Origin of the sequence: Thalassococcus lentus, assembly GCF_028023555.1 — a bacterium.
In the GTDB taxonomy this organism is placed as follows: Bacteria; Pseudomonadota; Alphaproteobacteria; order Rhodobacterales; family Rhodobacteraceae; genus Thalassococcus_A; species Thalassococcus_A lentus.
The window spans coordinates 154,315-169,205 of the sequence record NZ_JAQIOY010000007.1 but is presented as its reverse complement, the minus strand read 5'-3'; the positions used below and the strand labels follow the sequence as shown (position 1 = coordinate 169,205).

Below are 14,891 nucleotides of genomic sequence, written 5' to 3'. Positions count from 1 at the left end.
AGGACATGGTCTTCCTGCCCTTCGCATACGTCGAAGCCGCCGCAAACATCCTCACAAACCCAGCACTCGACCCTTACGGAAAAATACCAGAGTTCAAATACTCAGCCGTCAGAGTCGAAAAAGCCGGGCTGTCCAAGGGGCAGGTCGCGGCGGAGTAATTCCACCGGGTGTTTTCGTGGTGACATCTGATATGCGTGAAAAGACGGGGGTTTGTCCCCCGTCTTGCCTTTTGGTCGCGACTCCTCGCAGGATATTTGCAGCACACAAAATCCGGGAGCCAGCATGCAGTTGAACGAAGAGCGGTTTTTGCAGGACCTGCACGCGTTGCGGGCGATTGGGGCCGCGGGCGTTGGAAAAGGCGTGGTACGCCCGGCCTATTCGCCGGATGATATTGCAGCGCGTGATTGGTTGGCCGAGCGCATGCGAGAGGCCGGGCTTGAGGTTCAGTTTGATCCGGTTGGATCGCTTTTCGGGCTTGCCGATCAGCCCTCGATCCTGGTTGGATCGCATTCCGACAGCCAGCCGGAAGGGGGCTGGCTGGACGGCGCACTGGGTGTCATTGCCGGGCTGGAGATTGCTCGGGCCGCGCGTGAAAGTGGCGGGCCCGCTGTTTCGGTTGTGTCCTTTCAGGATGAGGAAGGCCGCTTTGGCGTGACAACCGGCAGCGCGGTTTGGGCCGGTGTTCTGGAAGAGAGTCAGGCGCTGGCGCTGACGGATAGCGCAGGGGTCTCGCTTGAGGATGCTCGCGCAGCTATGGGAAGTCGGTTGGGACCATGGGTTCGGCATGACCAGTTCTCCGGCTTTCTGGAAATGCACATCGAGCAAGGGCCGGTCATGGACGGGACCGGCGAAAAGATTGGTGTGGTTGAGTCGATTGTTGGCATTCGTGACCGGGTTATCACCTTCACCGGTGAACAGAACCATGCCGGAACAACACCGATGGCGCTGCGTAAGGACGCGTTTCAGGCGCTGGCCGGGTTCAACACCGAGCTGAATGCCCGGTTTGCCAATGTTGTCACGCCGCAGACCGTCTGGACCATCGGTCATGTTGATCTGCATCCGGGTGCGCATTCAATTGTTCCGGGCTGCGTCCGCTTTTCGATGCAGTGGCGGGATGCAGATGTGGACCGGTTGGCGCGGATGGAGCGGATCATCGACGAGACCGCGCAAGAGATCGCCTCGGCTATGGGGATGTTGGTTGATCTCGGGCCGGTGCTGGGGGTCGAGCCGGTGGCAATGGCACCGGCCATGCGTTCAGCGCTGGAACAATCCGCACAGCAGTATGCGCGTGGGCTGTGGCGGAGCATGCCGTCTGGCGCGCTGCACGACGCATCGAATGTAGCGGCGCTCATGCCGACGGGCATGTTGTTCGTGCCCTCGATAGGCGGGATAAGCCATGCCTTTGCCGAAGATACGGAGGAAGCCGATCTGGTGCTGGGCCTGAGGGTTCTTGCGCAAGCAGTTGAGGCGTTCAGCGCCGGTTAAGACCCCTTGCGGATGGTCCAGGTGGTTACGGCGCCATTTTCAGCTGAGGATATCAGCGTGTGACCGGCTTCGTTGCAGAAGTGAGGCACATCAATCACGGCCGCCGGATCGTCTGTGCGCATTTCCAGAATATCACCGGGGTTCAACGCAGAAAGCCGCTTGCGGGCTTTGAGAACGGGCAGGGGGCACAGAAGGCCGATGGCATCAAGATCATTGCTCATAACCGGGATTTAGGGCGCTTGTTACAAAAGGTCCACAGGGATGTGACAGCGCGCGCAGTGACGGCGGGCAAGATAGCGACTATCTGTGGAGCATGTTTGGAATCGAGATCATCGACGCGTCCTTTCTGCCAGCGATGCTGGTTGCCCTTGTGGCCGGGACCCTGTCTTTCCTGAGCCCCTGTGTGCTGCCCATTGTCCCGCCATATCTGGCGTTCATGTCGGGCATGAGCATGGGGGAAATGCAAGGCACCGCGCAGGCCCGGGCCCGGGTCATTCTGGCGGCTCTCTTCTTTGTGCTCGGGTTGTCCACGGTGTTTGTGTTTCTCGGGTTCACGGCCAGTTGGCTTGGTATGTTCTTTTTGCAAAACCAGATTCTGCTGGCGCGCATTTCCGGCGTTGTGGTGATTGTGTTCGGGTTGCATTTCCTTGGCGTGTTTCGCATCCCGTTTCTGGACCGTGAGGCGCGGATTGAAACGGGCGAAGCGGGCGGGTCAGCATTTGGGGCCTATATACTGGGGCTTGCCTTTGCCTTTGGATGGACGCCCTGCATCGGCCCGCAACTGGGGGCGATCCTGTCGCTGGCGGCGCAAGAATCCTCGGTCGCACGCGGAACAGCGCTGCTTGCGGTCTACGCCGCGGGGCTGGGCATTCCGTTCTTGCTGGCCGCGGTTTTCATCACCCGTGCCATGGGGCTGATGAACCGGATCAAAAAGCACATGAACCTGATCGAGAAGATCATGGGCTTGCTGTTGATCGCTGTCGGACTGGCCTTGGTCACAGGTGCGTTTTCAGCGCTGGCATTCTGGTTGCTTGAAACCTTTCCGGTACTGGGCGCTCTGGGCTAGCCGCGACCTGCGGCGACCCGATTTCAGTCCGGTTGGGCACAGCCGGAAGCTCAGATGGCGACGACCTGTTTGCCCCGGTTTTTGCCCTGCAACATGCCGATAAAGGCTTCGGGTGCGGCCTCAAGGCCCTGTGCGACATCTTCGAGATAGGCGATTTTCCCGGCCATGACCTTGGGCCCTATGTCAGCAAGGAATTCGTCGAACAGGTCCCAGTGATCAAAAACGATCAAGCCGGAAATCCGCAGGCGTTTGACCAGAACAGAGCGCCAAAGCATTGGCAGGCGATCGGTGCCATCACCGTCGAGCCCGCTATACCACGATATCGTACCACACAGGGGAATACGTCCGTGAACGTTCATCAGCGGCAGAACAGCTTCGAGTACCTTGCCACCAACGTTTTCCCAATAGACATCGACCCCATCGGGGGCCTGTTCGACCAAGGCCGCACGTAGCGCACGGGCGTCTGCATGGGCACGGTGGTCGATTGCTGCGTCAAATCCAAAGTGATTGGTGGCCAGCTTGGTTTTTTCGTCTCCGCCTGCAATCGCAATGGTCCGCAGTCCTGCGGCTTTGGCGATTTGCCCGACCATTGAGCCGACAGGGCCGGTCGCGGCCGCTACGGCCAGCGTTTCACCGGCTTTGAGGTCGGCATATTTGCGCAGCCCGACCCATGCGGTGAAGCCGGGCATGCCCAGAACGCCCAAAGCCAAGGATGGCTGCAACCCGTCGGGCAGTTTGCGCAGTTCGGACCCCGGCAAAACGGCGTGGCTGGCCCAGCCGGTGATGCCGGTGACCAGATCACCCTCGGCAAAGCCGTCTGCCTTGCTGGCGATAACCCGACCAACGCCCTGACCGGTCATGGTTTCGCCGATGCCCACAGAGGGGGCATAGCTTTTTACGTCGTCCATGCGCCCGCGCATGTAAGGATCCAGTGACAGATGACTGACCGCAATCAGAACCTCACCTTCGCCGGGCGAAGGGATTGGCGCGCTTTGGAGCGCAAAGTCCTCGGGAACGGGCTGTCCAGACGGGCGGCGGGCCAGGGTAATTCGTTGCATCGTGCTGGACATAGGCTCTCCTGACGTCAGATTGTGTGAAAGCGGTTGCGCTTTGGGTGCGGCCCCGGCCACTCTAGTGGCACAGACGCGAACAGCAAGGGGAGGCTGGGATGCAGGGAATGATGATGAATATGCCGCTCTCGATCATCGAGATATTGCGGTACGGCGCCGAAGCGCATCCGGCAGGTGAAATAGTTTCCGTTCGGACTGAGGGAGATTTGCACCGTCAGAGCTATCGGCAAACCTTTGCACGGGTCGGCCAGCTGGCGCATGGTCTTGCCAGCATCGGGATCGAACAAGGCGATCGGGTCGCCACGCTGGCGTGGAACGGATACCGGCACTTTGAGCTTTACTACGGCATCAGTGGCATGGGTGCGGTTTGCCACACCATCAATCCACGGCTGTCGGCTGAACAGATGCTGTACATCATCGGGCATGCCGGGGACAAAGCGCTCTTTATTGACATGACATTTGTTCCGTTGATCGAAGCCCTGGCCAACCATCTGCCGGAAGGTCTGAAACTGGTGGTGATGACAGACCGGGCCCATATGCCCGAAAGTGCGGTGGATTTGCTCTGCTACGAAGAATTGCTGGCAGGTCAGTCCGAAACTTTCGATTGGCCTGAACTGCCCGAAGATACGGCAGCTGCGTTGTGCTACACCTCGGGAACCACGGGCAATCCCAAGGGTGCGCTCTATTCGCATCGTTCGACTGTTTTGCACGCCATGTATCTGGCGATCACCATTTCGCGTTCGCTCTATGAAGGTGCGCGCGTTTTGCCGGTGGTGCCCATGTTCCACGTCAATTCCTGGGGTTTGCCCTATGCGACGCCCTTGGTGGGGGCATCGCTGATCATGCCGGGCGCGAAACTGGACGGGTCGTCCTTGTTCGACCTTATGGAAGCTGAACATGTCACGGCCAGTTGGGGGGTTCCGACCGTTTGGCTGGGCCTGCGTGCCGAGATGGAGGCGCGTTCCGCGAAACCCTCGGCGCTTGATCAAGTGGTGATCGGCGGATCGGCTGCGCCGCGTGCGATGATCGAATTCTTTGAAAACCAAGGCGTTGATGTCTGTCACGCATGGGGCATGACGGAAATGTCGCCGGTTGGCACTCATGGCCAGCTTTCGGCTCCGATGAAGGAGCTGCCGTTCGAAGAGCAAATGGCGCTGAAATCCAAGCAAGGTCGTCGCGTCTTCGGGGTCGAGCTGAAGATCGTGGGCGAAGATGGCAGCAGGCAGCCGCATGATGGCACCTCGATTGGCGAGCTGTACGTGCGCGGCAACACAATCATTTCGGGTTATTTCAACAACGAAGACGCCAGCAAGGCTGCCATGGATGCCGAAGGCTGGTTTGGAACCGGCGATGTGGCCAGCATCGATCCGGATGGCTTCCTCTATATTCAGGACCGGTCCAAGGATCTGATCAAATCGGGCGGTGAATGGATCAGTTCCATTGATCTGGAAAACATCGCGATGGCCCACCCCAAGGTGGCCAACTGTGCTGTTATCGCGATTCCGCATCCCAAATGGGACGAGCGCCCGTTGATCGTTGTCGTGCCAAAGGACGAAGATGACAAACCGGGACTCGAGGACATCCATGCGCTGATGGAACCGCATTTGGCCAAATGGCAATTCCCTGACGACATTGCCTACTCAAGCGAGTTGCCCCTGACCGCGACCGGAAAAGTTTCCAAACTGACATTGCGCGATCAATTCAGTGATTTCCGGTGGCCGGATGCTGGCTGACGAATTGCGGGGCATGGCCCCTTGTCAGACCGAGTGGATCACGCTCGATGCGGCTCAGGTCAAGGCATTTGCGGACACGACCGAAGACTGGCAGGGGGTTCATCTGGACGCCGATGCCGGGCGCCAAGCAGGGTTCGACGGAGCAATTGCGCATGGGTTTCTGACGCTTTCGATGCTGTCCTCCATGGCCTATCAGGTTTTTGACGGGCTTTCCGGCTACAAGACCTCGGTCAACTATGGATTTGACCGGGTTCGCTTTGTTGCACCTGTGACGGTGGGCAGTCGTATCCGGGGACATTTTTCCGTCGCGGGTGTCGATGAAGGCGATGGTTGGTTGAATGTTCAGTGGGATGTCTCGGTGGAAATCGAAGGCAAAGACCGTCCGGCACTTGCTGCTGCGTGGATCACACGCTTGTATTTGAACTGACAGAAAACAGGCCAGTCCCGGATTGGCAAAACATAGAACGGAGACAGGGATGGACCTTGGAGTGACCGAGCGGGTGGCACCGCTGATCGAAAAAGTGCGGCGCATGATCGAAGATGATATTGCCCCGCTCGATTCCGAGTTTCACGCCGAAGTTGGCAAACATCCAAAGGGACGTTTTCACCATACGGAGCGGCAGCTCGAAATCCTCAATGGTCTTAAGGCCAAGGCACGCGAACGGGGCTTGTGGAATTTCTGGCTGACCGGTTCGGATCGTGGATACGGGCTGAGCACCGTCGAGTATGCCTATTTGGCCGAAGAGATGGGCAAGGTGCCGATCGCTGCCGAAGTCTTCAACTGCAATGCGCCCGACACCGGCAATATGGAAGTGCTGGAACGCTATGGCGAGGACTGGATGAAAGAGCGGTGGCTGGAGCCACTTCTGAATGGGGATATTCGGTCGGCCTATGTGATGACCGAGCCGAACATTGCCTCCTCTGATGCTGCGCAGTTGGCCTTTGAGGCGCGGCGCGATGGGGATGATTTCGTTCTGAATGGTGAAAAGTGGTGGATTTCGGGCGCAGGTGATCCGCGCTGCGGTCTTTATATCCTGATGGCTTGTACCGACCCTGACGCATCCAAGCATGCCCGACACACGATGTTCGTGATGGATCCGGATACGCCGGGTATCGACGTGCTCAGACCGATGCAGGTCTTTGGACAGGATGATGCGCCGCACGGGCACATGCACATTCGGTTCACGGACGTGCGGGTTCCGGCCAAAAATGTCGTGCTGGGCGAAGGGCGCGGCTTTGAGGTGGCACAGGGGCGCCTTGGGCCCGGGCGCATTCATCACTGCATGCGCGCAATCGGGCAGGCGGAAAAAGCGCTCGAAATGATGTGCCGGCGCGGATTGGATCGCGAAGCCTTTGGGAAGAAAATCGCAGATCTTGGCGCGAATTACGACATTATTGCCAATGCCCGGATGGAGATTGAGATGGCCCGTCTGCTATGCCTCAAGGCGGCCTGGATGATGGATACCGCCGGGGTGCGCGCGGCCCAGCCATGGATTTCGAAGATCAAGGTTGTTGCGCCGCTGATGGCGGGCAAAGTGGTGGACGAAGCCATGCAGTTGCATGGGGCTGGCGGCATCAGTCAGGATTTCGATCTGGCGCATATGTGGACACATATTCGCACGTTGCGCTTTGCAGACGGACCGGACGCAGTTCATCGCCGGCAAGTGGCGCGCGCAGAGTTGCGCAAATATACCGGCAACGGCGCTTAGCGGCGGATGCCGGATTTGAGTATTTGAACAGAGAAGAAACAGGGTGCAGTATGGACCTCGATCGGGTTTCGCAGTGGATGGCGGCACATGTGCCGGATTTCGAAGGCCCGCTGCGTGCAACGAAATTTGATGTGGGCCAGTCCAATCCGACGTTTCGTCTGGACAGTCCGTCAGGGGCCTATGTGCTGCGCCGCAAACCGCCCGGTGTTTTGCTGAAATCAGCCCATGCGGTGGATCGCGAATTTCGCGTGCAACAGGCTTTGGCCGGGACCGCTGTGCCGGTGCCACAGATGCTGGCGCTGTGCGATGATGACACTGTCATTGGTTCCATGTTCTATATCATGAGCCTGGTCGAGGGCGCGAGTATCGTGGATCCGTCAATGCCGGGTGCGGCGCCGGAACGTCGCGGTGCCATTGTGTCCGATATGATCCGTGTTCTGGCAGCGATTCACGACGTTGATCTTGAGGCCTTGGGCCTTTCTGACTATGGCCCGCCCGGCAATTACTACGAACGGCAGCTGGCCCGCTGGTCCAAGCAGTACCGTGCTTCGCAGACCGAAGATTTGCCGGTCATGGAGGCTCTGATGGACTGGTTGGAGTCCAACATGCCGCCCGATGACGGCCAACGCACGCTGGTTCATGGGGACTACCGGATCGACAATCTGTTACTGGAGCCGGATGGCCATCGGGTGCTGGCTGTGCTGGATTGGGAATTGTCGACATTGGGCCATCCCTTTGCGGATCTGGCGGGTGTCATCATGCAGTGGCAATTGCCGCCCGGAGACGAAGGCCGCGGCTTGGCGGGGGTCAACCGGTCGGCGCTTGGTCTGCCTTCCGACGATGCGTTTATTGATCTTTACTGCCAAGCCCGAGGCATTGGGCGTCCATCCGGCTTTGGGTTTTTCGTGGCCTTCGCCTTCTTCCGTATGGCGGCCATTTTGCAGGGCGTGAAGAAACGCGCGCTTGATGGCAATGCGTCCAATCCGCAAAAGGCCTTGCGGCTGGGGACTTTTGTCCCCCGGTTCGCTGAACTGGGTCTGGAAGCGAGAACAGCACATGGATGAACAATTCTTCGAGGCACCCTACGCCTATGCCGAACACCTTGGCATGCAGATGCAGGACTGGCGTCAGGACTATGCCTGTTTTCATCTGCCGCTTGCGGATCACATCATGAACCGTCACGGAAATCCACATGGCGGGGCCCATGCTTCGTTGCTCGATACCGTGATGGGCTATGCGGGCTGCTGGACCGGTGATCCGGACGTCCGGCAAATGTGCCTGACCCTGACGTTGAACGTGCAATACCTGTCACGGCCGCGCGGCAAGATTTTCATTGCTGAAGGGGTTAGGACCGGTGGCGGCCGGAGCACCTTTTTTGCCGAAGGCAGCATCAAGGACGAAACCGGCGAATTGATCGCCAAAGGAACCGGAACATTTCGCTATCGGCGTTGATCCGGTTCTGCTTGCGTTTCTTTGTGCTTTAAATATCCCGGGGTCCGGGGCAGAGCCCCGGTTCGCGGGCAAATTCAGGATGCACCGCTTATGCTTTGGCGGATCGCCTGCATGTTTGCGCCATAGACCTCCGGGTTGTCGACTGATCCGCCCTTGAAGACTGCCGAGCCGGCGACCAGAACATCAGCGCCTGCCTGCACCACCAATGGCGCAGTATTTGGATCCACACCTCCATCGATTTCAATGTGCACCGGGCGATCGCCGATCATGCCCCGCAGTGCGCGCACCTTGGCTGTCATGTCGATGAATTTCTGCCCGCCGAAGCCGGGGTTGACGGTCATCACACAGATCAGATCGGTCAGATCCAGCAAGTGCGCCACAGCTTCGGCCGGGGTGCCCGGATTGAGCGCAACACCGGCTTTCATGCCTGCGCCACGAATGGCCTGCAAGGTGCGGTGGATGTGGGGGCCTGCTTCGACGTGGGCGGTCAGAACATCGGCACCGGCATCTGCATAGGCATCGATATAAGGATCCACGGGTGCGATCATCAGATGCACGTCCATCACCGTTTTGACATGGGGCCGAAAGGCCTTCACCGCCATTGGGCCAAAAGTCAGGTTCGGCACAAAGTGTCCGTCCATCACATCAACGTGGACCCAGTCAGCACCCTGATCTTCGATCGCGCGGATCTCGGCACCAAAATTGGCAAAATCGGCAGAAAGGATAGACGGGGCGATCTTGATGGAACGGTCAAAGGACATGGCAGCTCTCCTGTGGTTTCGCGCCTTGGGTTAATAGCCTGCGGCCCGGTCCACAAGATGCAAGAATGGCGCGCCGTTTTCTCCGCGGGCAATATTGTCAGCAACAACCTGTGCTGCGGTTGCGGGGCGGGTTTCTGACGCGATGTGCGGTGTTACCGTAATGCCGGGATGCGCCCAGAACGGATGGTCTTCGGGCAGTGGTTCAATCCGAAAGACATCCAGTGTCGCATGGCTGATCTGACCACTGTCCAGGGCCGCCAGAAGCGCTTCATCGTCGATCAGGGGGCCGCGGCCCGGGTTGATAACCGCGGCGCCGGTTTCAAGTTTTGCCATGGCAGCGGCATCCAGAATGTTCTGCGTATGTGGCGTGTCAGGCAGCAGCAGAACGACAATCTGTGCGCCGGTCAAAGCATCTGAAAGCCCTTCAGGTCCATTCAGGCAGCGCAGCCCCTCGACCGATTTTGCTGTACGGCTCCAGCCTGTCACGTCGAAACCGAGCTGGGCAAGCGCCTGGCCGCAGGCGATGCCCAAGGCGCCGAGGCCAAGAATCGTGACTGGCCTTTCCGGAGCAAGCGGTGGCGCATTGGGGCTCCATGCGTGGTCGGGATTCAATATGTGGCTGTCCATGCCCAGATGGTGCCGCAGCACATGACCTGTCACCCATTCGACCATGCCTTGTGTCAGGCCTTGGTCATCGACCATGCGCGCCAGCGGCGCACGCAGCGTCTGGTTGCCGGTTATGCCTTCGACGCCGGCCCAAAGGTTCAACACGGCCTTCAGCTTTGTATAGGGCGTAAAATCCTGCAGATGAGAATCGGGAGCGTAGACGATGTAGTCTACCTCTTGCGGCTCAAAGTCTGTCCCAAGGCGATAATCGAGACCACGCTCATCCAGCGCAGCACGCAAGAGCGGCTCGTAAATGTCCCAGCGGGTGTCTCGCGCGGCGAAAAGCACGGTGGTCGACATGATCGGCCTCTTGTTTTGTTCGCCTTAGCGTTAGCGCAGGCACGGTGCCGGGAAAAGCGATTTTGCCGCGACAGAGCCGCAATCAGCGGTGCCGGTGAATGTGCGCACTCTGAACCAATCCAAAGGCAACCATCAAGACCAACATGGCCGATCCGCCATAGCTGACCAGAGGCAAGGGAACCCCGACCACCGGCGCCAGCCCCATGACCATCGACATGTTCACGGCAAAAAACAAAAAGAAGGTCAGGCCGATGCCGAGGATCAGCAGAGAGGAGAACCGGTCTTTGTTCTGAATGGCCGCAAAGATGCAGAACACCAGAACCAATACGTAGAGCACGAGCAGAGAGATGCCGCCGACAAAGCCGAATTCTTCGGCCAAGGTGTTGAAGATGAAATCGGTATGCTTTTCCGGCAAAAAGTTGAGACGTGACTGCGTGCCCTGCATGAAGCCCCGTCCGGTCCAGCCGCCTGATCCCATGGCGATCTTGGCCTGAGTGATGTGATATCCGGCCCCTAGCGGATCAGAGCTGGGATCCAGAAAGGTGTCGATCCGGCGGAACTGGTAGTCTTTCAGCAATTGCCAATCCGTGCCGCGGGATTGAAACACGGCCCAGATGCCCGCCGCACCGCCTGCAATGACGGTTGCGAAATAGGCCCAGTGCACGCCAGCCAAGAACATCATCAGGCCCCCTGCGGTCAGCAACAGAATGGCCGTTCCCAGGTCAGGCTGCGATATGACAAGACCCGTTGGCAGCAGGATCAACACGATCGGCAAAAGCACCCAAAGTGGTCTGGAGGTTTTTTTCAGTGGCAACCAATCGTAGTAGGCTGCGAGCATCATCACCATGCTGATTTTCATAAGCTCTGAGGGCTGTAGCCGCATAAAGCCTAAATCGATCCAGCGCTGTGCGCCCATTCCAACCGAGCCAAAGAATTCAACGGCCAACAGCAATGCAAGTCCGACGAGATAGGCCACAAAGGCCATGTTTCGCCAAAACCAGATGGGGACCATGGCCACCAGAAACATGATGGCGAGCCCAAGCGCATAGCGTTTCATCTGCGGCTCGGCCCAAGGTGAAAAGGAGCCCCCGGCCACCGAATAGAGCATCAGAAAACCGACGCTCGCGACCGCTGTCAGCAAGACGACCAGCGGCCAGTTCAGGTGCAGGACCTTGCGCCAGCCAGTTGGGGCCGTCTTGGTATTATACTCAAGATAGCTCATGCGCGGTCATTGCCTTCGGCCTCGCGGGCGCGCTTTTCTCGGGCGAGCCGGTCGTGCAGGGCCCGGATCCGAGAGCGGTCTTTGTTGGGATAGGCATCCAGAGGTGGCAGGCCGCCATAGAGCGCCTGCAACGTCACATCGCGCGCAATCGGCGCGGCCGCTGTTGACCCACCGCCGCCGTGCTCAACCACGACTGCGACGGCAATTGTGGGGTTGTCGAAAGGCGCAAAGTTCACGAACAAAGCATGGTCCCGGCGTTCCCATGGCAGATCGTCATTCCGGGTCACGCCTCGCGCACGTTCCGCGGCTGTAATGTTTCTGACCTGACTTGTTCCGGTTTTCCCAGCCATGCGCATGGTATCTGCGATGATGCGTGACCCATAGGCAGTACCGCGACGACTGTTGCTGACGGCATACATGGCGCGCGCGATCTGCTTGAGATGGCTGTCGTTCAGACCCATGTCGCTGCCGCCACGCCACGGTGTTTCGATGCCATCGACGCTTTTGATCAGTCTGGGGGTGATGGACCGACCGGTTGCCAATCGCGCTGTCATAACCGCCAGATGCAATGGCGAGGTCAGAACAAAGCCCTGACCAATCGATGCGTTGACGGTATCACCGATCACCCAATCGCTGCCGCGTTCACGCTTCTTCCATGCCTTGTCCGGGATCAGGCCGGATGACACGGCGGACATGGGAATGTCGTAGTCCGTCCCAAGCCCAAGACGCCGGGACATCTTGGCAATGTTTTCAATCCCGACCTTCAATGCGAGGTCGTAGTAATAGACGTCGCAGCTCTCGCGCAGGCTCTGTTCCAGATTCATATGGCCGTGGCCGGCGCGTTTCCAGCAGTGGAATTTACGCCCACCGACCTCCATGTGACCGGGGCAGTAGACCGTTTCATCCGGCGCAACGAGCCCGGCATCCATCGCTGCCAGGGCCGTGACCATCTTGAAGGTTGATCCGGGTGGATAGGCGTCCTGAACCGTTTTCGATGCCAGAGGCCTGCGGTCGTTGTCCCTGAGACTTGCGTAGTCCGGCACGGAAATCCCGCGCACAAATTCATTGGGATCGTAAGAAGGTGCAGAGGCAATCGCCAGCAGGTCGCCTTTTTCTAGATCCATCACCACAACAGATGCGCTCTCTTCGCCCAGACGCGCTTTGACGAAATCCTGCAACTCCGCATCGACTGTAAGCTGAACATCGCCACCCGCTTCGCCTTCGCGGCGATCCAGCTCACGCATGACGCGGCCGACGGCATTCACCTCGACCCTTTTTGCGCCTGCCTGCCCGCGCAGCATCTCTTCAGCTTTGGCTTCGACGCCGACTTTGCCGACCTGAAACCGCGGAATGCGCAACAGAGGCGGTGGATCCTCATAGCGCGACAGATCGCGTTCGGACACCGGACCAACATAGCCCGCCACATGGGCGAACAGGTCATTCATCGGGTAAATACGGCTTAGCCCGACCTCAGGTGTGACGCCGGGCAGGGCCGGGGCATTCACCGCGACACGGCTGATGTCTTCCCAACTGACTCGATCAGCGACGGTGACCGGGAAAAACGGTGCGGTGCGCTGCATTTCAGCCAAAGCACGGTTCAGATCGTCTTCGTCCAGTTCCACAAGCATCGACAACCGGCCGATCACCTTTTGGACGTCTCCTGCGTCTTCCCGCACCATGGTAATGCGATATGTGGGTTCGTTCTCTGCGATGATGCGGCCATTGCGATCAACGATGCGCCCACGCGCAGGGGGGATCAGCCGGATGTTGATGCGGTTTTCTTCGGCCAGCAGACGGAACGTATCGGCCTGCTCGACCTGCATATAGTTCATGCGGCCCGCCAAAAGTCCGACAAAGCCCAGCTGCGCCCCACCGAGGATCAATCCGCGGCGGGAGATGCGGCGCGCACTTTCAGCGGTTTCACGCGGCGAGCGTCTCATAGTGACCGTCCCACAGGATCATATTCACCCGGAGCACTTTTGCGCACACCAAAGAGCAGCGCGCTCAGCGCTGTTACAATCGGATAGACCATGACTGTCAGTGCAAATTGCATGGTCATAAGGAAAAGCGTTCCACGCTCGACAATCAAGACCCCGAGCACCAAACGATACAGGATCGTGATCGCCATTAAGGCAACCGCGACGGTCAGCCATTCGGCAAAGAACGTGTTTTCCCGCAAGCGCCGGTCTTGGGATTTCAGCCATTCGGCGGCCAACAAAACCAAAACAGCCCAAAGACCCGGCGGACGCCCCAGCAGCAAATCCGCGAGCAGGACAGCCGCGGCAATTGAGAGTGCCGGTACAAAATCCGGCCTGCGCAGCGCCCATGCAAAGGTCAGCGCAACCAACACATCCGGCGGTGCGATCCGGTTCGGAACAAGACTGAGCGGCAAGAGCAATGAAAACAGGATCAACAAGGTCAGGCCAAGATAGGCTGCCCGCATGCCCCAAAGCCGCGTTGCCGTGCGCTCAGCCATCGCCGCTGCTTTCGTCCTCGGGACTGTCCTCAGCGTCCGTGATACCCGCGTCCGGCAGTTCTTGGGGCAGGATCAGAGCGCTGGGGGCCGATACGCGGCGAGCACCGTGATCGCGCAGGACGCGCAGAAATTCCAGACGCTCGTAGTCTGCCGCAAGTCGAACGCGCAAACGCCCGCCGGGGTCTTCGGCAACCGATCCAACCAAGAGCCCGGGTGGAAAGACTTCGCCATCGCCAGAGGTCAGGATGCGGTCTCCGGCGCGGACCTGATCCGGGTTTTCGAGAAAATCGACAGGTGGCGCTGCGGTGTTGTCACCTACGACAAGCGCCCTTTGGCCTGAAGGCTGAATTTCAACCGGGATACGGCTGGCCGGATCGGTCAGCAAAACCACCCGTGAGGTATTGGCCCCGACACCGGAAACGCGCCCGACCAGCCCGATCCCATCCATTGTTGCCCATCCGTCAACAATGCCGTCCCTGCCGCCCACATTGATCAAGACCGTTTGCCGGAAAGGTGAGCCGCTGTCGGCGAGAACAACGCCGGTGATGTAAGTCAGGCGCGGATCAATCTGGACGTTGTTCAGATCACGCAGCCGGGCGTTTTCCTGCTCCAACTGCAAGGCCGCTTCTTTCCAGGCTGTCATTTGGCGCAGCTCGCGGCGCAGTTCTTGGTTTTGTTCGTAGATTTTCTGGTAGCTTTGGAAATCGCGCAGGATGTTCACGGCGCCGGTCACAGGGGCCATGGCCCAATCCATGTTGGGGACCACAGCGTCCACGACCTGTGCTCGAAAGCGTTCCACGCGGGGGCTGTCGATACGCCACAAAAGGAAAATACCGGTCAGGGCAAGCACGAGTATCGCCAGAAGCAAACGCTTCAGCGGGCCGGTGAATTCATCGGCTGTGCTGCGATCCTGAGCCACGGCTCCTCCGTATCATTTCGCACTCTCTGCCA

At 59.0% G+C, this 14,891-nt stretch carries 15 protein-coding genes; 7 read left to right on the top strand and 8 right to left on the bottom strand.

The features are described 5' to 3' along the window. Nucleotides 1-282: 282 nt before the first annotated feature. A complete protein-coding gene (locus PFY00_RS15845; RefSeq protein WP_271433561.1) occupies nucleotides 283-1,485 on the top strand; it encodes a hydantoinase/carbamoylase family amidase in 1,203 nt (400 codons plus the stop codon). Here PFY00_RS15845 and PFY00_RS15840 read toward each other — a convergent pair. Continuing rightward, a complete protein-coding gene (locus PFY00_RS15840) occupies nucleotides 1,482-1,706 on the bottom strand; it encodes a sulfurtransferase TusA family protein (protein ID WP_271433560.1) in 225 nt (74 codons plus the stop codon). The two genes, PFY00_RS15845 and PFY00_RS15840, sit on opposite strands and share 4 nt — an antisense overlap. Before the next feature lie 92 nt (nucleotides 1,707-1,798). Between PFY00_RS15840 and PFY00_RS15835 the strand changes: the two genes are divergently transcribed. After that, nucleotides 1,799-2,551 carry a cytochrome c biogenesis CcdA family protein gene (locus PFY00_RS15835; RefSeq protein WP_271433559.1) on the top strand — a complete coding sequence of 251 codons (753 nt, stop codon included), beginning with the start codon at nucleotides 1,799-1,801 and terminating at the stop codon, nucleotides 2,549-2,551. Nucleotides 2,552-2,601: 50 nt separating this feature from the next. Here PFY00_RS15835 and PFY00_RS15830 read toward each other — a convergent pair whose 3' ends face one another. Next, entirely contained in the window at nucleotides 2,602-3,621 is a 1,020-nt protein-coding gene (locus PFY00_RS15830) for an NADP-dependent oxidoreductase (protein WP_271433558.1), read from the bottom strand. Between the two features lie 98 nt (nucleotides 3,622-3,719). Between PFY00_RS15830 and PFY00_RS15825 the strand changes: the two genes are divergently transcribed. From PFY00_RS15825 to PFY00_RS15805, 5 genes are read left to right on the top strand one after another with little or no spacing between them, the layout of a single operon-like run. Beyond that, on the top strand, nucleotides 3,720-5,354 hold the full coding sequence (locus PFY00_RS15825) for a long-chain-fatty-acid--CoA ligase (RefSeq protein ID WP_271433557.1): 1,635 nt from the start codon (nucleotides 3,720-3,722) through the stop codon (nucleotides 5,352-5,354). Continuing rightward, the gene (locus PFY00_RS15820) at nucleotides 5,344-5,781 is read left to right on the top strand and encodes a MaoC family dehydratase (protein ID WP_271433556.1); all 438 of its coding nucleotides are present in this window, start codon (nucleotides 5,344-5,346) and stop codon (nucleotides 5,779-5,781) included. The genes PFY00_RS15825 and PFY00_RS15820 overlap by 11 nt, the downstream gene beginning before the upstream one ends. 49 nt (nucleotides 5,782-5,830) lie before the next feature. Further along, nucleotides 5,831-7,063, top strand: a complete 1,233-nt coding sequence (locus tag PFY00_RS15815; protein WP_271433555.1) for an acyl-CoA dehydrogenase family protein — start codon at nucleotides 5,831-5,833, stop codon at nucleotides 7,061-7,063. 50 nt (nucleotides 7,064-7,113) lie between these two features. Beyond that, a complete protein-coding gene (locus PFY00_RS15810) occupies nucleotides 7,114-8,127 on the top strand; it encodes a phosphotransferase family protein (protein ID WP_271433554.1) in 1,014 nt (337 codons plus the stop codon). Further along, complete coding sequence (locus PFY00_RS15805; protein ID WP_271433553.1) at nucleotides 8,120-8,515, top strand: PaaI family thioesterase; 396 nt, start codon at nucleotides 8,120-8,122, stop codon at nucleotides 8,513-8,515. The genes PFY00_RS15810 and PFY00_RS15805 overlap by 8 nt, the downstream gene beginning before the upstream one ends. Nucleotides 8,516-8,589: 74 nt before the next feature. On the opposite strand, the gene rpe is transcribed toward PFY00_RS15805, so the two are convergent. The 6 genes from rpe to mreC all read right to left on the bottom strand — a co-directional run bounded on the left by rpe (nucleotide 8,590) and on the right by mreC (nucleotide 14,859). After that, nucleotides 8,590-9,276, bottom strand: a complete 687-nt coding sequence (gene rpe, locus PFY00_RS15800) for a ribulose-phosphate 3-epimerase (RefSeq protein ID WP_271433552.1) — start codon at nucleotides 9,274-9,276, stop codon at nucleotides 8,590-8,592. Between the two features lie 30 nt (nucleotides 9,277-9,306). After that, a complete protein-coding gene (locus PFY00_RS15795) occupies nucleotides 9,307-10,242 on the bottom strand; it encodes a 2-hydroxyacid dehydrogenase (RefSeq protein ID WP_271433551.1) in 936 nt (311 codons plus the stop codon). Nucleotides 10,243-10,324: 82 nt separating this feature from the next. Then, nucleotides 10,325-11,464, bottom strand: coding sequence for a rod shape-determining protein RodA (gene rodA, locus PFY00_RS15790; protein ID WP_271433550.1), 1,140 nt, complete (start codon nucleotides 11,462-11,464; stop codon nucleotides 10,325-10,327). After that, nucleotides 11,461-13,404, bottom strand: a complete 1,944-nt coding sequence (mrdA, locus tag PFY00_RS15785; RefSeq protein ID WP_271433549.1) for a penicillin-binding protein 2 — start codon at nucleotides 13,402-13,404, stop codon at nucleotides 11,461-11,463. The genes rodA and mrdA overlap by 4 nt, the downstream gene beginning before the upstream one ends. Next, complete coding sequence (locus PFY00_RS15780; protein WP_271433548.1) at nucleotides 13,401-13,940, bottom strand: rod shape-determining protein MreD; 540 nt, start codon at nucleotides 13,938-13,940, stop codon at nucleotides 13,401-13,403. The genes mrdA and PFY00_RS15780 overlap by 4 nt, the downstream gene beginning before the upstream one ends. Then, nucleotides 13,933-14,859, bottom strand: coding sequence for a rod shape-determining protein MreC (mreC, locus tag PFY00_RS15775; protein WP_271433547.1), 927 nt, complete (start codon nucleotides 14,857-14,859; stop codon nucleotides 13,933-13,935). The genes PFY00_RS15780 and mreC overlap by 8 nt, the downstream gene beginning before the upstream one ends. Nucleotides 14,860-14,891 lie beyond the last annotated feature (32 nt).